This window comes from uncultured Flavonifractor sp., assembly GCF_944387675.1.
GTDB lineage: Bacteria > Bacillota > Clostridia > Oscillospirales > Oscillospiraceae > Flavonifractor.
The window spans coordinates 1-19,836 of record NZ_CALXFV010000035.1; the positions used below are offsets into that span (position 1 = coordinate 1).

16 protein-coding genes are annotated in these 19,836 nt (G+C 62.7%); 9 read left to right on the forward strand and 7 right to left on the reverse strand.

From position 1 onward, the window contains the following. Together Q0J74_RS05080 and Q0J74_RS05085 are read right to left on the reverse strand one after the other, a co-directional pair. The coding region (locus Q0J74_RS05080; RefSeq protein WP_297211601.1) for an MATE family efflux transporter at positions 1-202 on the reverse strand (202 nt) is incomplete at its 3' end. A gap of 4 nt (positions 203-206) precedes the next feature. Beyond that, a complete protein-coding gene (locus Q0J74_RS05085) occupies positions 207-1,331 on the reverse strand; it encodes a cysteine desulfurase family protein (RefSeq protein WP_297211604.1) in 1,125 nt (374 codons plus the stop codon). A 192-nt stretch (positions 1,332-1,523) separates the two neighbouring features. On the opposite strand from Q0J74_RS05085, the gene Q0J74_RS05090 reads away from it, so the two are divergent. The 8 genes from Q0J74_RS05090 to galU all read left to right on the forward strand — a co-directional run bounded on the left by Q0J74_RS05090 (position 1,524) and on the right by galU (position 13,527). Then, a complete protein-coding gene (locus Q0J74_RS05090) occupies positions 1,524-2,900 on the forward strand; it encodes a rubredoxin (RefSeq protein ID WP_297211606.1) in 1,377 nt (458 codons plus the stop codon). 199 nt (positions 2,901-3,099) lie between these two features. After that, positions 3,100-3,390: a NifU family protein gene (locus Q0J74_RS05095; RefSeq protein ID WP_297211609.1), complete on the forward strand. Its 291-nt coding sequence runs from the start codon at positions 3,100-3,102 to the stop codon at positions 3,388-3,390. Next, positions 3,383-3,679, forward strand: a complete 297-nt coding sequence (locus tag Q0J74_RS05100; RefSeq protein ID WP_297211612.1) for a hypothetical protein — start codon at positions 3,383-3,385, stop codon at positions 3,677-3,679. The genes Q0J74_RS05095 and Q0J74_RS05100 overlap by 8 nt, the downstream gene beginning before the upstream one ends. Continuing rightward, a complete protein-coding gene (locus Q0J74_RS05105; RefSeq protein WP_297211615.1) occupies positions 3,663-4,931 on the forward strand; it encodes an amidohydrolase family protein in 1,269 nt (422 codons plus the stop codon). The genes Q0J74_RS05100 and Q0J74_RS05105 overlap by 17 nt, the downstream gene beginning before the upstream one ends. A gap of 146 nt (positions 4,932-5,077) precedes the next feature. Next, positions 5,078-8,212: an InlB B-repeat-containing protein gene (locus Q0J74_RS05110; RefSeq protein ID WP_297211618.1), complete on the forward strand. Its 3,135-nt coding sequence runs from the start codon at positions 5,078-5,080 to the stop codon at positions 8,210-8,212. Positions 8,213-8,242: 30 nt separating this feature from the next. Next, the gene (locus tag Q0J74_RS05115; RefSeq protein ID WP_297211621.1) at positions 8,243-11,911 is read left to right on the forward strand and encodes a GLUG motif-containing protein; all 3,669 of its coding nucleotides are present in this window, start codon (positions 8,243-8,245) and stop codon (positions 11,909-11,911) included. A gap of 182 nt (positions 11,912-12,093) precedes the next feature. Further along, a complete protein-coding gene (locus Q0J74_RS05120) occupies positions 12,094-12,621 on the forward strand; it encodes a QueT transporter family protein (protein ID WP_297211623.1) in 528 nt (175 codons plus the stop codon). A gap of 36 nt (positions 12,622-12,657) precedes the next feature. After that, on the forward strand, positions 12,658-13,527 hold the full coding sequence (gene galU, locus Q0J74_RS05125) for a UTP--glucose-1-phosphate uridylyltransferase GalU (protein WP_297211625.1): 870 nt from the start codon (positions 12,658-12,660) through the stop codon (positions 13,525-13,527). A 54-nt stretch (positions 13,528-13,581) separates the two neighbouring features. On the opposite strand, the gene Q0J74_RS05130 is transcribed toward galU, so the two are convergent. Together Q0J74_RS05130 and Q0J74_RS05135 are read right to left on the reverse strand one after the other, a co-directional pair. Beyond that, the gene (locus Q0J74_RS05130; RefSeq protein ID WP_297211627.1) at positions 13,582-14,154 is read right to left on the reverse strand and encodes an ECF transporter S component; all 573 of its coding nucleotides are present in this window, start codon (positions 14,152-14,154) and stop codon (positions 13,582-13,584) included. 276 nt (positions 14,155-14,430) lie between these two features. Further along, complete coding sequence (locus Q0J74_RS05135) at positions 14,431-15,813, reverse strand: uracil-xanthine permease family protein (protein WP_297211629.1); 1,383 nt, start codon at positions 15,811-15,813, stop codon at positions 14,431-14,433. A gap of 325 nt (positions 15,814-16,138) precedes the next feature. Here Q0J74_RS05135 and Q0J74_RS05140 point away from each other — a divergent pair, with 325 nt between their 5' ends. Then, the gene (locus tag Q0J74_RS05140; RefSeq protein WP_297211632.1) at positions 16,139-17,401 is read left to right on the forward strand and encodes a diaminopimelate decarboxylase; all 1,263 of its coding nucleotides are present in this window, start codon (positions 16,139-16,141) and stop codon (positions 17,399-17,401) included. Positions 17,402-17,440: 39 nt separating this feature from the next. Here the strand turns inward: Q0J74_RS05140 and Q0J74_RS05145 are convergent, their stop codons facing one another. From Q0J74_RS05145 to Q0J74_RS05155, 3 genes are all read right to left on the reverse strand, one after another. Further along, entirely contained in the window at positions 17,441-18,418 is a 978-nt protein-coding gene (locus Q0J74_RS05145) for a zf-HC2 domain-containing protein (protein ID WP_297211635.1), read from the reverse strand. Continuing rightward, positions 18,405-18,911, reverse strand: coding sequence for an RNA polymerase sigma factor (locus tag Q0J74_RS05150; protein WP_297211639.1), 507 nt, complete (start codon positions 18,909-18,911; stop codon positions 18,405-18,407). Before Q0J74_RS05150 ends, Q0J74_RS05145 begins: the two co-directional genes overlap by 14 nt. Positions 18,912-19,020: 109 nt before the next feature. After that, the coding region (locus tag Q0J74_RS05155; protein WP_297211642.1) for an ABC transporter substrate-binding protein at positions 19,021-19,836 on the reverse strand (816 nt) is incomplete at its 5' end.

Below are 19,836 nucleotides of genomic sequence, written 5' to 3' on the forward strand. Positions count from 1 at the left end.
GCCCGAAGATCACCAGCTGGATGACAAACACCGGATTGTTGGCCACCTGTACCGCCGCCAGAGGAGCCTCTCCCAGAGCGCCCACCATGAAGGTGTCCACCAGGCCCAACAGGGTGGTACACAGGTTTTGCAGCAGGATGGGCAGGGCCAGCAGAACCACGTCCTTATAAAAGGCTCTGCCACGGTTTAGGTAGGAGAACACGGGCTCACCTCATTGCGATCCGATTTTGTGTGATGGCGGAGAGAGCCTGGGCCAGGGCGTCTGCCTCCTCCCGGGTGCTCTCCGGGGAGAAGGACACCCGCAGCACCCCCATGAGGGTGCGCTTGGGAAGTCCCAGGGCGGCAAAGACATGGCTGGGCTTGCCCTTGTGGCAGGCCGAGCCGGAGGAGACGCAGATGCCCCGGTCCGACAGCTCCCGCACCAGCATTTCACTGGGATAGCCGGGCAGAGAGACGGCGCAGATGTGGGGGGCGTCTCCCGGGCTGATGACCTCCAGGCCGGGTACCTCTTTCAGCTTTTCCAGCGCGTAGTCCTTTACTCCGCGGATCTGCTCCCGGTATTCCGGCTTCCAGGCTTCACAGGCGGCGGCCAGGGCGGCGATCTGGGCGGTGGGTTCGGTGCCGGAACGCAGGCCGCCCTCCTGCCCGCCCCCCAGCAGCAGAGGCTTGAGTTTCAGCCCTTTTCGGATATATTGGGCGCCGATGCCCTTGGGCGCCCGGATTTTGTGTCCGCTGATGGTGAGCAGGTCCACCCCCAGCTCCCTGGGGGTGAAGGGGACCTTTAAAAACCCCTGCACCGCGTCGCAGTGGAGCAGGGCGGGGGCGCCGCCGGCCCGGATGGCCCGGGCGGCCTGGGCCACCGGCAGGATGGTACCCAGTTCGTTGTTTACCAGCATCATGGACACCAGCACTGTGTCCGGCCGCAGGGCGGCGGCCAGCGCCTCGGCAGAGATGCGGCCCGCCCGGTCCGGCTTCAGGTAGGTGACCTCATACCCCTGCCGCTCCAGATCCCGCACCGGTTCCAGCACGGCGGCATGCTCAATGGCGGTGGTAATGATGTGCCTGCCCGCCCGCCTGCCGTGCTCCGCCGCCGCCCGGATGGACCAGTTGTCCCCCTCGGTGCCACAGGAGGTGAAGGTTATCTCCTCCGGCAGACAGCCCAGACAGCGGGCCACCGTCTCCCGGTGGTGCTTCACCTGGGCCGCCGCTGCCTGGCCCGCGGCATAACCGGAGGAGGGGTTGCCGAACTCCACGGTCATGGCCTGAAAAGCCGCCTGGGCGGCCTGGGGACACACCTGGGTGGTGGCGGCATTGTCGAGATAAATGGGCATGGATGGTCACCTCAAAAGCAGTGGTTTCGTGTTTTTTCATTGTAGCCCCCGGCCGGGACAAAGTCAAGGCGGGCGGACGGCGGAAAACAGACCATACAGTTTTTGCAAAGGGCCTTGACAAGGGAGAATTGGAATAATATACTGTGTTTTGCTAGGAAATAAAATACAAGAGAAAGAAAGGGTGGAGTCGCCATGAGCGCGATCAAGCTGAAGGAAAACCTCTGGTCCGTGGGTGTCCTCAATCCGGCCCTGCGGGTGTTTGACATTGTGATGGAGTCCAAATACGGCACTTCTTATAACGCCTATCTGCTCACCGGGGAGAAGAATGTTCTCATTGAGGCAGTACATACCGATTATTTTGAGGAGTATGTGGACAACATCCGCCAGGTGATCCCGGTGGAGGATGTGGATTACCTGATTATGAACCACAATGAGCCCGACCACTCCGGTAGCGTGGCCAAGCTGCTGGCGCTCTGTCCCAAGCTGGAGGTGATTGCCACCAAGGCGGGGAAGAAGCACCTGCAGGACATTACCAATCTGGACCTGCCCTGCCGCACCGTGGCTGCGGGGGACACGCTGGATCTGGGCGACCGGGTGCTGGAGTTTATCCCCGCCCCCATGCTCCACTGGGCCGACTCCATGTTCACCTGGGACAGCAAGGGCAAGACTCTGTTTACCTGCGATTTCCTGGGCTGTCATTTCTGCGAGCCCACCATGCTGGATGTGAACATCCATGACCGGAAGGCCTATGAGGGGGAGTTTGCCTATTATTATGCCGGCATTTTCGGCCCCTTCAAGCCCAGTGTGCTGGCGGGCCTGGACAAAATGCCCGACGGGGCGGAGCTGGTCTGCCCCAGCCACGGCCCCTGCCTGACTACGACTATTGCCCGGGCCAAGGAACTCTACCGCATCTGGAGCACCCCCACCCCCAAGACCCGCCGCACCGCCTTCGTGGTGTACGCCTCCGCCTACGGCTGCACCGGTGCTCTGGCGGAAGCCGCCGCCAAGGCGCTGGAAGGGGAGGGCTATGACGTGTCCACCGCCGACGTCACCGTGGTACCCTATGCCGAGTGCGTGCAGCTGGCCCACGAGGCCGACGTGCTGCTGGTGGGTTCTCCCACCATCAACCGGGCGGCCCCCAAGGCGGTGTGGGACGTGCTCACCTCGATCGATCCCATCAACCTGAAGGGGAAAGCCGCCGGCGCCTTCGGCGCCTATGGCTGGAGCGGCGAGGCCGCCCCCATGCTTCACACCTTCCTGAAGGGCCTGCGCTACGCCGCCCCGGAGGCCCCCTTCCGGGTGCTCTTCACCCCCACCCAGGCGGATCTGGACGCTATGGCGGAGTATGCCCGCAGCGTGGCCGCCCTGTGTACCGTGCCGGTGGATGCCCCGGCGGAAAAAACTGCCGGCGGAAAATTCGTCTGCGCCCTGTGCGGCTATATCTACGACCCTGCCGAGGGCGACCCCGCCCACGGCGTGGCCCCCGGCACCTCCTTTGAGGCGCTGCCCGCCTCCTGGTCCTGCCCCCTGTGCGGAGTGGACAAGGGCATGTTCAAGCCCGTTCAATAACCAGGAGCCGGCAAAATAGGCCCGTTACCGGCCTGTGGAGAGATCAAGTGAGACGGATGGGGTTCGATTTTTGAAAAATCGAACCCCATCCGTCCTTGCGTTCCCGGACCGCCTTCCCCGTTGACCCGGGGGGACGGGCATGGTAGGATAACATCAGAAGGAAAAGGCGGCATAGGCCCCGGGAAAGGAAGTTCGGACGATGATGGAGCAAATTGAGCGGATACTGGATGAGCGGGTGCGGCCCTACCTGCACGGCCACGGCGGTGAGGTGGAGGTGGCGGAGCTGACGGAGGGAATCCTCCGGGTGCGTTTGTTGGGGCAGTGCTCCAACTGCCCCTCCGCCACCCTTACCACCGAGCGGCTGATCCAGGAGGAGATCTGCCGGGCGGTGCCGGAGGTGAAGCAGGTGGTGCTGATCCAGGAGGTGAGCGCAGATCTGCTGGCCCAAGCCCGGGCCATCCTCCGGGGGGAGGCGCCCGGCCGTGGCTGAGGCTGTGACGGTAGGAGTGCGCTACTGCGGGGGCTGCAACCCCCGGTTTGACCGGGTGGCGGGCGTGCGGCGGCTGGAGGCGGCCTGCCCCTGGGCGGAATTTTCCGGTGTCCGGCCCGGAGAGTACCGGGACGTGCTGCTGATTGTGGGGGGCTGTACCGCCTGCTGTCCCGACCAGACCGGTCTGACGGGAGAGCGCCGGTTGGAGATCCGGTCGGAAGCCGACTTTACGCAGGCCCTGGCGCTGCTGCGCCGGGCCAGGGAGGAAAAGCATGATTCTCAAGGGTAATTTCATTTGGGCGCCGGAGCTGGGCAGGCTGGAGGTGCGGGAGCGGGCCTTCCTGGTCGCGGAAGGGGAGCGGATTGTGGGCATTTATGACCGGCTGCCCCCGGAGTATGCCGGCCGGCCGGTGACGGACTGGGGCGAGGCGGTGATCATCCCCGGCTTCAACGACCTGCACATTCACGCCCCCCAGCTGATCAACCGCGGCATTGGCTACGACGCCCGGCTGCTGGACTGGCTGGACACCTACACCTTTCCGGTGGAGGCCCGCTATCGGGACATGGAGTTTGCCCGGGCGGTGTGGAAGGCGTTTCTCAACCGGTTGTGGGCGGCAGGTACCCTGCGGTTTTCCGCCTTTGCCACCATCCACAAGCAGGCGGCCTGGGAGCTGATGGAGCTGACCGAGCGCTCCGGCCTGCGGGGGCTGGTGGGCAAGGTGAACATGGACCGCAACGCCCCCGAAGCCCTGCGGGAGGATACCGGCGCCTCCCTGGCGGACACCGAGGAGCTGATCTGCCGCAGCCGGGCAGAGCTGAAGCGCGTGGGCTTCATCCTCACCCCCCGGTTTGTCCCCTCCACCACGGAAAAGCTGATGGAGGGACTGGGCCTGCTGGGGGAGAAGTATGATCTGCCGGTTCAGTCCCACCTGGCGGAAAACCCCAGCGAGGTGGACTGGGTACACCAGCTCCACCCGGACATTCCCACCTACACCCAGGTATACGAGACCTATGGCCTGCTGCGGCGGGACAAGACCATCATGGCCCACGCCATCTATCTTTCCCCGGAGGAGAAGGACCTTTTGTGCCGGCGGGGTGTGATGCTGGCCCACTGTCCCCTGTCCAACATCAATCTCTCCAGCGGAGTGATGCCCCTGCGCGGTGCGTTGGAGGAGGGGCTGCGCTGCTGCGTGGCCAGCGATGTGGCCGGCGGCCACACCGCCGCCATGAACCGCAGTGTGGCCGCCGCCGTGGGCCTGTCCAAGCTCAACTGGCTCAGCCGCCCGGAGGAGCGGTCCCTGAGCCTGTGGGAGGCCTTCTACCTGGCCACCCGGGGGAGCGGGTCCTTTTTCGGCAGGGTGGGCTGCTTTGAGCCGGGGTTTGACTTTGACGCGCTGGTGCTTGTTCCCGATCCAACGGACAGCCTGCTGGAGCGCACTCCGGCGGAGCGGCTGGAGCAGTTCCTTTACGATGGGGATGACCGGCAGATCGCCGCCCGCTACTGCGGCGGAGCGCTGGTGGAACAGCCCTTTCCATCCTGAGAAGAAATCCGGCACTGGGACCGCAGAGCCTGCGGTTCCAGCGCTTTGATCTTTTTGGCAAACAGGATGCTCCTGTTTCATTGTATTGTGGAATGGGGAAAGAAATGGTAAAATGAAGCCAAGAATACACTCGTGAGGTGAGGAGAATGAAACGGTTTCTTTCCTGGTTTCTGCTCTGTGCGGTACTGCTGCCGCAGCTGCCGGTTGCATTCGCGGAGGAACCCGCCCCGACGGCAACCCCCAAGGTGGCGGCGGGAAATTATTTTTCCGTGGCCCTGGACGAGCACGGCACGGTGTGGACCTGGGGCAGCAATGAGTCCGGCCAGCTGGGGGACGGCACCACCACCAACCGGTACGAGGCTGTGCCGGTGCTGGAGGGCGTGGTGGACATTGACGCCGGCGGCGACAGCGTCATGGCCCTGAAGGCGGACGGCACCCTGTGGGCCTGGGGCGACAACGCCATAGGTGAGTTGGGCGTGGGCCGCATGGGGGACGACGTGCTGACGCCCGAGCAGGTCAATCTGCCCAATCGGTCCGGGGTCACGGACTTTGCCACCGGCCATCAGTATTCTGTGGTAATTATGGGGGACGGCACGGTGTGGGCCTGGGGCGACATCCTTTACGGCAGCACGCGGCCCAAAAATGACCCCTGTCATGTGGAGACACTGGACGGCACAGGTGTGCATACCGTTACCTGTTCCGATCAGCGGAACTTCTGCCTGTTCCTGGCCGGCTCGGGTACGGAGGAGGACCCCGCCAGATTGTACGGCTGGGGGGATAACGTCTATGGCTGGTATCTTACCGAGGAAAAGTTCAACAGCAGATATCCCCGGGAGATTACCTTCCAGGAGAGCCGGTACCTCACCGATATCCGGGTGAGTGAGGGGACCATCTTTGCCATGATCGCCGGACCGGAGCCGGGTCTTTACGCCTGGGGCCGGAACGACTCCAACCAGGTGGGAATCGGCAGCACGCAGAGTCCCATTACCACCCCCAGAAAGCTCACCAGCTATCACGATAGCGCCCCCCGTTATGTAGCGACCGGATGGGGCAGCAGTCCTGTCGTCCTCCACGAGGATGGGACCCTCTGGGCGTGGGGCTATGACATGCTGCTGGCCCTATCCTCTGGCGGCACCAGTTCCTCTATTTTGATGAGGCCCACCCAGATTGCCATCGATCATATCGCGGAGGTTGCAAAGGGTACCACCCATGCTGTGGCCCTGCGCCAGGACGGGCTGGTGTATGTCCGGGGGAACAACGACTCCGGGCAGCGGGGGGTCCCGGAGTATTTTGGAGACTGGAAAGAGTGTGAATTTGATTTAAACAGTCCGGTGCAGAAGCAGGACGGCACCCCCCTGGCTCTGGTGAGCTATGACGGGCCGGTGCATTTCCTCACCGTGGAGGCGGACGCCCGGCAGGGGGTAGTGCTGGGTTCCCCCGCCGATGCTTATGAGGTGGGAGACACCATCACCCTCGCCGCCCAGGCCAAGGAGGGGTGGATCTTCGCCGGCTGGACGGCGGAGGGAGTCAACTTGACCGACGTCAAATCGCCCACCCTCTCCTTCTCCATGCCGGAGGGGGATGTGACGGTCACCGCCCAGTTTGAGAAGGATCTGCCCGGCATGGGGAGCGGCGGCGCCTTCCTGGCGGAGACCGGCGCACCTGATCCGGCGGCCATTTCCATCTCCACTCCGGAGCAGCTGGCAGCCATCGGCACGGACCCCGCCTATCCCCTGAACGGCTCCTATGTGCTGGCCGCCGATCTGGATTTGTCCGGCTATGCCGGCTGGACCCCTATCGGCACCTACGCCGCCCCCTTTACCGGTACCTTTGACGGCCAGGGCCATGTGATTTCCCACCTGACCATTGACGATTTGCTGGCCTATGACGATTTGCTGGCCTATGGGGGCCTCTTCGGCCGGGTGAGCGCCACGGGCGTCATCAAGAACCTGGGGCTGGAGCAGGTGTCCATTCGGATTTCCGGTGATGTGAACGGCTCCTGCTACGTGGGCGGCATCGCCGGGCAGATGGGGGGCAACGTGGGCTCCACCGCCGAGCTGCGCAACTGCTATGTCACCGGCAGCATCACCGCCCAGCTCTCCTCCGGCAACCTCTACCTGGGCGGCCTGGCGGGAGAGCTGGATGCGGATGTGAGCGATTGCTTCAACATAGCCTCCCTGTCCGGAGGCGCCGGCTCCTCCACCCTCCAGTCCGACAAGCTGTACATGGGGGGTGTGGCCGGCATGATTGACACCTATCTGCCCGACCCCTACGTGGTGGAGCGCTGCTTCAATGAGGGGAGCCTCACCCCCTCCGCCGCCCAGTCCGCCGCCTTTGTGGGGGGCGTGGCGGGCTACCTGAGTACCCGGGTGGTATTCCGGCAGTGCTACAACACCGCCGCCGTGTGGATGTCCCCCGGGTCCTACTGCGGGCGCACCGCCTATCTGGGCGGCATTGCCGGCTTCAGCGACTCCTCCCTTTCCGACTGCTACAATCTGGGGGATGTGGGCGTCAGCTCCTGCACCCAGGCCCATTATGAGATGGCGTGCGGCGGTATTGTGGGTATGTACACTCTGGGGGAGAGCGGACGGGAGTACCAAATTGCCAACTGCTACAACGCCGGCAAGGTGCTTGCCCGGACCTACGGCACCGGCTATGCCGGTGGCATCGTGGGCCGCGTGATGGAAAACTCCGCCCAGCTGTACGTCAGGAACTGCCTGGTGTGCTCTCCCAGCATCGGGGTCTATTACGACTATGTGTTCGGCACCGGCAGCTCCGGCCCCTTCAAGGCCAACCTGCTGGGGACCGACGTCCGCACCGAGTCGTCCCACAGAAGCTATTATCTGGAGGGTATCAAGTCGGAGGGATATACTACGATTTCCTATCCTTCCTATACCGCCCGGACCTATGAGAACAGTGTGAAGAATCAGGCGTGGTATGAGAGCTATCTGTCCTGGGACTTTGACGGAACCTGGGCCATGGCAGAGAACCAGAACGGCGGTCTGCCCTATTTCGCCTGGCTTACGGAAAACTATCAGATTCTCTCCTACACCAACGGCGCGGCCCGGGTGTACAGCCGCATGGCGGGTGAGAAACTTCTGGTGTGCGCCGCCAGCTACGACGAGAGCGGCAAGCTGCTGTCCACGGCCGCGGTGCAGACGGATCTGGAAAACGGAGTGACCTCCGTGCCCCTGCCCCTGGAGCAGGAGGGGGCGGAAATCCGGGTGTTCCTCCTGCGCTCCACCAACCTGCGGCCGGTGGCCCTGCCGCTGGTTCAGTGAGGAAGGCACCTGAGAGAAAGGAGTGGGACCATGAAACGAATGCGGGCTGTGCTGCTGGCGGCGTCTCTGGTTGCCCTGCTGACCGGGGCGGGCGCCCCGGCCCGGGCGACGGGGGACGCCTCCCGCTTTTTGGAGGAGATTGCCGCCCCCGAGCCGGGCTACAAGGAGATTTCCACGGCGGAGGAGCTGGCGCAAATCAACAGCGACCTGGACGGGTATTATGTGCTCACCCAGGACATTGACCTGTCCGGATATGACAGCTGGGGGCCCATCGGCACCAGCACCCCCTTCAGCGGCGTGCTGGACGGCCAGGGCCATGTGATACGCAACCTGACGGTGTCCCGTCCCAAACAGTCCAGCCATCCCTACTCCGGCCTGTTTGGCCGCGTCAGCGGCGGCACCATCAAAAACCTGGGCGTGGAGCAGGGGAAGATTGAGCTGCAGAACATCTATCCCGCCTACGCGGGGCTCATCGCGGGCAGCATCACCGGGCAGAGCGTGATTGAAAACTGCTATGGGGAAGGCTCCATTTATGCCGAAGTGACCTCGTCCGGCACCGGCACTTTCAGCGCGGGGGGTCTGGTGGGCCAGGCGTATGGAAACCGGGGTGAGACCAATACCATCCGCAGCTGCTATAACCGGGCCACCCTTACCACCACCGGGCGGTACAGCGCCAATCTGGGCGGTATCCTGGGCCTGGCGGAGCAGGGAGACGTGGGCGACAGCCAGCCCCATATTCTGCTGGAAAACTGTGTCAACCTGGGGGCGGTGCAGAACGCCATTGTTGATGAGGAGAGGTCGGCAAACGTCTGCTCCGGCGGCCTGATTGGAGCGGTACAGAACTGTACGGCTCAGATTCGCAGCAGCGGCAACCGGGGACCGGTTACGGCAAAGGAGCGCAACGACGGCGACCTGGACAGCTATATGACCAACTATGCCTATGCCGGCGGCCTGGTGGGGAGGAACAGCCAGGCGCTGTTTACGATCACCGACTGCTATAACAGCGGGGATGTGCTGGCGCTGGAGGACCGGACGGGGGCCTACGCCGGCGGCCTCATCGGCTGCAACGACTATATCTGTACAGTGGAGCGGTGCTATGTGTCCGGGGCGGTGACCGCGGAGAATCCCAACGACGGGGCGGGCTATGCCGGCGGCCTGCTGGGCTGGGGCACCGTGGGGGATACGATGCAGGACTGCTTCGTGCTGACAGGGGAGATTTCCGCCGTCCGGGGGAATGCCTGGACGGTGTGTAACCCCGGCGGCTTTATCAACGATGTTTGGGTGCTGGCCCCTGTGCCCGGCGGGATTACCGATACCGCCACCGGCACCGTCACCGCCGGGGAGGCCGGGCAGCAAACCACCTATGCCGCCGCCGGCTGGAGCTTTGACGGGGCGGATGCCCCCTGGCGGATGGAGGCGGGCAGCCCCTATCCCGTCCTCAGCCGGGAGCCGGACGGGACCGCCGGGCAGCCTGTGCTTCAGGGCCGGCCGGAGATTGTGAACCTGACCTTCTCCCAGGAGGGTGTTGCCCCCAACGTGGGCAATACCCTGTATGCCGACCTGTCCGGGCTGACCACCGACCAGGGAACGCAGGCGCTGGGGACGCTCTCCATCCAGTGGATGAAGGACAACAGGGCCATTGACGGCGCCGTGGGTACCACCTATCAGCTGCCCACGGGCAGCAAGAGCTGCCGGTACAGCGTCCAGGTGACGGCCTCCGGCTGCGTGGGGACGGCCTATTCTGAGCGGACCTTGCCGGTGGAGGACCGGTTGCTGCTGCTGGGCACGGTGAAAATTGACAACGACGCCCCCAAGCTGGGGGACGTGCTCCATGTGGATGCGTCCGGGCTGGAGTCCACCAAAGGCCCCGTGGACACCGCCAAGCTCAAGTATGAGTGGTGCGTCGGGGGCAGCTCCTGGGCGGAGTCCACCAAAGATTCCTATCTGGTGGGCGGAAGCGCGGTAGGAAAGGGCATTTACGTGCGCATCTCTGTTTCCGGCTCGGAAAACGAAATCGAGTCGGCCCTGACCCAGCCGGTGGGCCTGCCCGAGTTTGCCGGCGGCACGGGCACGGAGGAGGACCCCTACCAGATTTCCACCATCCAGGAGTGGATTTTGTTCGCCTACCGGGTGGGGTATCAGAACCACATTGGCTACCGCTCCGCCTGGTATGAGCTGACGGCGGATTTGGACTTTTCCCAGATGACGCCCAACTCCGCCCTGATGGTGTCCAGCTTCTCCGGCGTGCTGGACGGCAACGGCCACGCCCTCCGGAACCTGACCCTCCTGAACCTGTCCGGCTATGGCACGGTGGGCCTGTTCAGCGAGGTGACGGGGGGCGGCGCCATTCGGAACCTGCACCTGGAGAATATTGATCTGACGACCAACACCGATGGGGTGGGCGGCCTGGTGGGCCTGCTCCAGGACGGCACCCTGTCCAACTGCACGGTCACAGGCTCGGTGAAAACCCAGCACTCGTCGGGGATGCTGGGCGGCCTGGTCTGTCGGGCGATAAATTCCCGGATTACGGACTGCCGCAACTATGTGGCGCTGGACGGCACCAGCAGCACCGGCGGCATCGCAGCCGCAGCCACAAACTGCACCCTGGAGCGGGTGTACAACTATGCCGACATCAGCCAGACCGGCGGATACGGAGCCGGCGGCATTGCGGGCAGGCTGAACAGCGGCAGCACCATCTCCCAGGCGGTCAACTGCGGCACGGTAAGCACGACCAAAGTTTACAACACCGGCGGCATCGCGGGTCTGGTAGGGGGAAGTTCTGAAAATGAAGACAAGCAGGTCAAGCTGGACTGCTGCATAAACCTGGGCGGAGTAAACGGCAACTGCTCCTCGGGGAGCGCCGGCGGTATCGCGGGCGCCATTGGCCAGGGGGAGAACGTCAAAGTCACCATTACCAACAGCGTCAACAGCGGCAGGGTCTACCTCAGAAGTACACGCAGCCTGGGCGGTATCCTGGGCGAGTTCCAGGACGGTACGGTGACCATCCGCAACTGCGCCAATACGGGAGAGCTGCTGTTCACCAAGCTGACGGGCAGCACCCCCAAATACGCCGGCGGCATGGTGGGCTATATCATGTACAGCGACGCTGCCCTCGTTTTGGAAAACTGCTACGTTACGGGCTTCCCCACGATGGCGGACAGCGATTACAACAGCAAGCAATATGAGATATTTGGACGGCTGTATGGCGGCTCCCAGTACAACATCCAGAAAACCTTTACCAACTGCTATTCCAATGCGGACGCCAGCTATGTGGACAAAAACAGCCAAAGCTGCACCTATGTGTCCAGCATGAAGACGGAGGAGTTTGTCAGCACCCTCAACGCCAATCTGGCCGGTCAGGAGGGCCTGCTGCCCTGGCAGCTGGATGGGGCGGTCAACGGCGGCTATCCCAGCCTGGCCGGACAGTGCAGCCGCATCCTCACCGCCGACGCCTCGGGGGTGTACCTGCTCTGGATTGGGGACGCCGCCCCGGCCGGGACGGATTTTCTGGCGGCCGCCTACGATGGGGCGGGCAGGCTGCTCACCCTGGGCCTGGCCTCCGCCTCCGAAAGCCAGCCCGTGTACATCCCCTTCCAGGAGCCGGCGGAGCTGACATCCGGCTGCACGGTGAAGGTATTCTGCCTCAGCCAGGAGGGCCTGGTACCCCAGCGCGCCGCCCTGACCTATACCGTACAATAACCCAGCGGCCCCGGCGGATCTCCCGCCGGGGCCGCTTTACTTCCCGGACAAAACGTGGTATAATACCTCTGACTGGTCTCCACACCCGGTCCAAGCACGGCTGTGCCGTGTTCGTTCCGCGGCTTCGGCTCCGGCGGCCGCCCGCGGTTCTCTAAATACCAAAATGGAGGAATCAAAGTATCATGCGCAAATTTACCACCAGAGATCTGACCCTGGCTGCCATGGTGGCGGCAATTTACTTCGTCCTGTGCTATTTCGGCAACATCTTTCAGCTCACCTTCGGACCGGTGCAGGTTCGTCTGGGAGAGGCACTCACGGTTCTGCCCTTTCTCTTTCCTGCCACTGCTCCCGGCCTGGCGCTGGGCTGTCTGCTCACCAACATTCTCTCCCCCTACGGTCCCATTGATATGATTGTCGGCACCCTGGCTACCGCCATTGCCGCCTATCTGAGCATGAAAATGCCCCGCTGGTATTTGGCTGCCCTGCCCCCCATTGTGATGAATGCCCTGCTGCTCCCCCCCATGTGGGCCTGGGCGCAGGCAGGTGCCCTCAACGATGCCTTCTGGGCGGCCTACGTCCTGAACCTGTGGACCTTTGTGGTGGGGGAGGCGGTGGCCTGCTATGTCTTGGGCACCATCCTGCTGCTGGCCATGCCCAAGGTCCGTTACTTCAGACAGATGATTCCGGAGCGCCGCCTGGCCCGGTTCTGAGGCGGTCCGCCCGGACCATGACAAGGAGGATACATGATGAAAGTCCGTAAGGCTGTAATTCCCGCCGCTGGCCTGGGCACCCGCATGCTGCCCGCCACCAAGACTGTGCCCAAGGAGATGCTGCCCATGGTGGACAAGCCGGTGGTGCAGTATATCATCGAGGAGGCGGTGGCCTCCGGCATCGAGGATATCCTCATCGTCACCAACCGGGCCAAGTCCGCCATGGACGACTATTTTGACTACTACCCCGAGCTGGAGACCCGCCTGCTCCAGTCCGGCAAGGAGCGGGAGCTGGTGGAGGTCCGCCGGGCCGCCGATCTGGCCAACATCTTCTATGTCCGGCAGAAGGAGACCAAGGGTTTGGGCCACGCCATCTACCGGGCCAAGCGCTTTGTGGGGGACGAGCCCTTTGCAGTGCTGCTGGGCGACGACATCATGCGGGCCGAAAAACCGGTGACCCTCCAGCTGATTGAGGGAGCGGAGAAGTACGGCGCCTCCGCCGTGGGGGTGCAGCAGGTCTCCACCCAGGCCATTGCCCGCTATTCCTCGGTCAAGGTATCTCCTCTGGAGGAGCGGGTGTTCGACGTGTCCGATATGAACGAGAAGCCTACCCCTCAGCAGATGCTCTCCAACTATGCCATCCTGGGCCGCTATGTGCTCACGCCGGAAATTTTCGATGTTCTGGAGAATGTGAAGCCGGGCTACGGCGGAGAGATTCAGCTCACCGACGGCCTGCGGGATTTGTGCAAACGCAGCCGGATGGTGGCGGTGGACTTTGAGGGCCAGCGGTACGATACCGGCAACATCTGCGGCTTTTTGGAGGCCACCATTGATTTCGCCCTGGAGCATAAGGCCACTGCCGCGTGGCTCCGGCAGTTTTTAAAAGAAAAGGCCGCCCAGCTCTGAGGAGAACAGCCGTAAAAAAGGACGGACGCCGCGGCGTCCGTCCTTTTTTACGGTTTACTCCAGAGCCAGGTGGGCGCGTTTCAGCGCCTGCCGGATGGCCAGGCACAGGGGCGGTGCGGCGGCGATGGCCACAATGCCGTTGAACAGGGAGGCGGGTACCTTGGCGCCCAGGGTGACCAGGGCCGGACCCGGCTGGAGCCCCTCTACCAGCAGGGCGTTGTAATAGTAGCTCTTGGTGAAGTAGAGAGTATAGTAGATCACGCAGCCCAGAATGGCGCCGATGAGGCAGCGGGCGTAGCCCGCCTCGCTGCGCTTCTGAGCGGAGAGCATCACCAGCCCCGCTCCCAGGCCCATGGCCCCCTTGGTGAGGAAGGTAATCCAGAACTCCGAGACAAACCGGGGATCGGTAAGGTCGAACAGCATGGAGCCCAGACCGGAGGCCAGACCGCCGATAGGACCCAGCAGCAGCCCGGACAGGCAGCACATGATGTTGGCCAGGGTAAAGGAGGTGTTGCCGCCGATGTTGATGGGAATGGTGACCCGCAGATAGTTGCTGACAAATACCAGAGCGGTCATCATGGCCAGCACGGCCAGCCGCAGCACGGTCATCCACGGCTTCTTGTTCATGGAAACCACTTCCGTTCTTCTCTTGATGGGGCCATTATAGCTGGTAACTGACCTTATTTAAATACCCAGTTTTAGAAAAAACAATAGGATCAGACTGAAACAGAAGCTGCCGCGGCACAGGCCGCGGCAGACTTGTCTATTACTTGAAAAAGCGGAAGGCCTTTCGGGCAGGTTCATAAGCGCACCTTCTGATGGCCTGGCTCTATCGTATCAGAGGTCCGGGGATAACGCTGCTGCAAAAGGCCGTTACTTCCGCAACAAGAGGTTACATGGGGCTCAATACCGGCCGAAATCACCGGAGCGCCCCTCGGTGACGTCGGCGCCGAACTCATAATCCTTGCCGGGGAGGATGGCGTTAAGGGCGATGCCGGCGATGGCGGCGATAGCCAGGTTCGTCAAGGTGACGTGGAGGCCCCCGATGGTGAAGGGGATGCCGCCGGAGAAGCCCAGGCCGCACACCAGGATGATGGCGGCGATGATGAGGTTGCGGGAGTTGGTGAAGTCCACCCGATTCTCCACTACGTTGCGCACGCCGATGGCGGAGATCATGCCGTAGAGGATGAAGGATACCCCGCCGATGATGGCGGTGGGGATGGAGTTGACAATGGCGGCGAAAGCGGGGGAGAAGGACAGAATCACCGCGTAGACGGCGGCCAGCCGGACCACCTTGGGGTCATATACTCGGGAGAGTACCAGTACGCCGGTATTTTCCCCGTAGGTGGTGTTGGCGGGGCCGCCGAACAGACCGGCCATGGAGGTGGCGATGCCGTCTCCGATAAGGGTGCGGTGAAGGCCGGGGTTCTCAATGAAGTTGGAGCCCACGGTGGCGGAGATGGCGGACATGTCGCCGATGTGCTCCATCATGGCGGCAATGGCGATGGGAGCCATGACGAAGATGGAGGTCAGGTCGAATTTGGCCAGGAAGAAGGGCTGGAGTCCCACCGGGGCGGAGGCCGCCACCCCGGAGAAATCGATGAGGGGGACCACATTGCCGGCGGCGTCCAGGGCGGTGGCGCCCATGGCGTTGGCGATGAGGGCCACCACATAGGAACCCACCACCCCCAGCAGGATGGGAATGATCTTCACCATGCCTTTGCCCCAGATATTGGCCACCACGATAATGGCCATGGCCACCAGGGCCAGCCACCAGCAGGTGGCGGCGTTGGACACGGCGGAGGGCGCCAGGTTCAGGCCAATGAGGATGATGATGGGGCCGGTGACCACCGGGGGCAGGAAACGCATGACCTTTTTCACGCCCACCGCCTTGATGACGGCGGCCAGGATCACATACAGCAGGCCGGCCACCACGATGCCGCCGCAGGCGTATTGCAGCTTGACCGCGGCATCCATACCGGCGTACTTGCCCGCATCCAGCTTGGCCATGGCCTCAAAGCCCCCCAGATAGGCGAAGGAGGACCCCAGAAAGGCGGGAACCTTCAGCTTGGTACAGACGTGGAAAAACAAGGTGCCGATACCGGCGAAGAACAGGGTGGTCTGGATGGACAGGGGCAGGCCGTATCCCTGGACCAGGATGGGAACCAGTACGGTGGCCCCGAACATGGCGAACATGTGCTGCAAGCCCAGGATCAGCATCTTGGGCAGGCCCAGCACCCGGGCGTCCCGGATGGGCTCAGCGCCCGGGGTTTTGTTTTCGTTCATAATGTGCTCCTCTCTTTTCCCGCAGGCAGAAAAAAAGCAACTGTTTTTTCAAATGAAAAAACAATCGCCTGTCATCAAAAAAGGAAATGCCGCCGGAAGCTTTGTCCCCGTGATACTCATAGCGGCACACCTCCTGCCTGCGCTCAAATTTCAAATATTATACCAGAGGGAAGACCGCTTGGCAAGAGGAAAGAATCAGCTGCTTGCAATTTGGGGATATTTCTCAAGAACTGTGGCAAAATTTGCCCAGAGCCTGCGGTTCTGCGCATTGACAAAGGCCGCTGACTTTATTATAGTAAAACGCAAAAGAGGAGAAGGTGATCCCATGAAACGACCCTTTGTGACCCGGGAACAGCTGGAAAAGCTGGTCCGGCAGGTTCCCACCCCGTTTCACCTGTATGACGAGCGGGGGATCCGGGAGACCGCCCGGCGGCTGAAGGCCGCCTTTGCCTGGAACCCCGGCTTCAAGGAATATTTTGCAGTGAAGGCCACTCCCAACCCCGCCATTTTAAAAATTCTGCGGGAGGAGGGGTGCGGGGCGGACTGCTCCTCCCTCACTGAGCTGATGCTGGCCCGGCGGTGCGGCTTTTCCGGAAGTGAGATCATGTTCTCCTCCAACGACACCCCGGCGGAGGAGTTTGTGCTGGCCCATGAGCTGGGGGCGGTCATCAATCTGGACGACTTCACCCACATCGACTTTCTGAGGGACACCATCGGCGGTATTCCCGAGACCATCTCCTGCCGCTTCAACCCCGGCGGCCTCTTTACGCTGGGGGCCTCGGCGGAGGGATTCCAGGTGATGGACAACCCCGGCGATTCCAAGTACGGCTTTACCCGGGACCAGCTCTTTGCCGGCTTCCGCAGGCTGAAGGAGCTGGGGGCAAAGCGGTTCGGCCTCCACGCCTTCCTGGCCTCCAACACCCTGTCCAACGACTACTACCCCACCTTGGCGGGCATTCTGTTCCGCCTGGCGGTGGAGCTGGAGCGGGAGACCGGCTGTGATATCTGCTTCATCAATCTGTCCGGCGGAGTGGGCATCCCCTACAGGCCGGACCAGCGGGGCAACGACATCGCGGTGATTGGGGACGGGGTGCGCAGGCGGTTTGAAGAGATTCTGGTGCCTGCCGGCATGGGGGATGTGGCCATCTTTACCGAACTGGGCCGGTTCCTTCTGGCCCCCAACGGCTGCCTGGTGACAAAGGTACTCCACTTCAAGCACACCTATAAGGAATATGTGGGGGTGGACGCCTGTGCCGCCAACCTGATGCGTCCGGCTATGTACGGGGCCTATCACCATATCACCGTCATGGGTAAGGAGGAGGCCCCCTGCGACCACAAATACGACGTCACCGGCGGCCTGTGCGAGAACAACGACAAGTTTGCCATTGACCGGATGCTGCCGGAGGTGGAGCTGGGGGATTTGCTGGTCATCCACGACACCGGCGCCCACGGCTTCTCCATGGGCTACAACTACAACGGCCGGCTGCGCTCGGCGGAGGTCCTCCTCCGGAGCGACGGCAGCGCCAAGCTGATTCGCCGGGCGGAGACCCCGGAGGACTACTTCGCCACCATGATTTTTGAGGACTGAGCAGCGGCCCCCGAAGCGTTTGCTTCGGGGGCCGCTTGTTTAATCTCTCCGCAGGAAGTAGCGGACGAATACCACCGCCAGACCAATGACGATGGCGATATAGACATAGAGCAGGAAGCGCTCCGCCGTGCTCTTACCGCCGCCCCAGGACTGCTCCACCGCGGGGTCCTCATACTCCGCTGTTACGTCCCGGCCGTCCTTGTCGTACAGGGTGATCTCCTCTACAAATATGCTCATCATAGTCCCCGCCGGAATGCCCAGCTCCTCCTCCAGCCTGGCAAAGTCCATCCGCCACAGGAAGTCGGGCTCTGTGATCTGATAGGTAGCTGCATAATCTTGGAAGCGGTCCGAACCCTCCAGGGACACGCCGTAAGTTACCTTGGCGGAGTAGATGTCCCGGCAGCCGTCCCCCATCAGGAAGAACAGCCGGCCGTCCCCGTTCCCGGCACCGATGGATTGGGCGTCGATACCGGCGGTGTAGGGAAAGGGACTCTCTGAGGTGTTAACCGGCCAGTACTTGCCGTTGAGCCCCCGCTCCAGACGGAGGATGCCGTGGACGTTGTCGGCGTTGTCGGCGGCGTAGGCCACATAGAGGTCCTTGCCCTCCTCCACCCAGCCCAGCACCCGCAGGGGGTCTCCCTCCACCACATGTTGGATGGTGGAGTCCGGGGCGCTGGGGACATAGTCCTCCACCGCCTCCAGCCGCCCGGCCTCCGTGTTGGGGTAGTGGTAGGCCTGGGCGTCGTACAGCCACCAGATGCACCACAGGGCCAGGATGACTGTGAGGATGGCGGCAATGAGCCGGGTGCGCTTCACCCGCTTGAGGAAGTTGAGGGACGGCTTGGGAGCACGCTCCACCGTAAGCCCGGCCCGCATTGCCGCCTCTACCTCCCGGCAGGGGGAGCAGCCCTCCAGATGAGCCCTCACCTGGGCGGCGGTCTCCGGCTCCGTCAGTTCCTCGATGTAGGACGGCAGCAAATCCCGCACCACGCAGCAGTCCAGCTCATGTTCCTTCATGTCCGTTCCCTCCCATCAGCTCGGCGAGCCGTTCTTTCCCCCGGTAGAACCGCACCCTGGCCCACACCTCGGTATGGCCCAGGATGGCGCCGATCTCCCGAAAGGAGAAGTCCCCCGCCAGGCGGAGATAGATAACCTCCCGGGTCTCCCCGTCCAGCTTCTGCATGGCCCGGTAGAGCAGCAGCTTGTCATCCCTCTCCTCCGCCTCCAGGGCCGGGTCGTCGGGGGCGGGGAGCTGGGCCAGAGCCTCGCCGTCCATGGGTACCGTCCGGCCCCGGCGGGAGAGCTCCCGGTACCACAGCCGCTTGGCAATGGCGCACAGCCAGGTCTGGGGAGCGCAGTCCCCCCGGAAGGAGGGCAGACTTTTCAGAGCTTGATAGAAGGTCTCCTGGGTCAGCTCCTCCGCTGTGTCCGCCTCCCGGCACAGGGCGAACAGATAGCGGTAGACTCCTTCGGCGTGCTGCTGATAGATATCCTCCCCATTCCAGGCCATGGCGCTCTCCCTCCTCTCTGTCCATTGGTTTTTCCAGCGGCTGTTTCGTTACATAGAATAGCAAAAAAATACGCCGCGGAACAGCTCCGCGGCGCATTTTTTCCGTTGCTCAGTTGGAGGCCAGCATCAGCCGGGTCCACTCGCTGTCATACAGGGCCAGGGTGTCGGCGGGCAGGTTCTTGAAGCTCTCACACTGGGCCAGGATGGTGTCGTCGGGATAGGCGTAGGGGTCGGAGGCGGTCTCCTCGTCCAGCTCCTCCCGGACGGAGAGCAGGGGGGTGGAGTACCAGATCTCCTCGCAGTTCTTCAGCCCGGCGGCGGTGGAGCACATGTAATTGATGAAGGCCTCGGCATTCTCCTTGTTCTCCGCGTTCTTGGGAATGCACATGGCGTCCACGTACAGGTTGGTTCCCTCCTCCGGCAGGCAGAAGGCTAGGTCGGGATTGACCTCCTGCATGGTGAGGAAGTCGCCGTAGTAGTAGGCGCCGATGGCGGCGGAGCCGCCCTGCATCTTCTCAAAGATATCGTCCATCACGTAGGACTGTACCAGGGGCTTCTGCTCAATGAGCAGGTCCACCGCGGCGGTGATCTCCGCCTCGTCGGTGGTGTTGTAGGAATAGCCCAGGTACTTCAGGGCCACGCCGATGGCGTCCCGAGAGTTGTTGAACATGAGAATATCGCCGGAGTAGGTCTCATCAAACATGACGCCCCAGCTGGTGGGGGTCTCCTCCACCATGGTGGTGTTGTAGATGACACCCAGCAGGCCCCACATGTAGGGGACGCTGTACAGGTTGTCCGGGTCGTAGTCCGGGTTCTTTAGGGAGGGGTCAATGTCCTCAAAATTCGGGATATTGTCAAAGTTCAGCGGCTCCAGCATATCCTCCTCGATCATACGGGAGATCATATAGTCGGAAGGAATGACCAC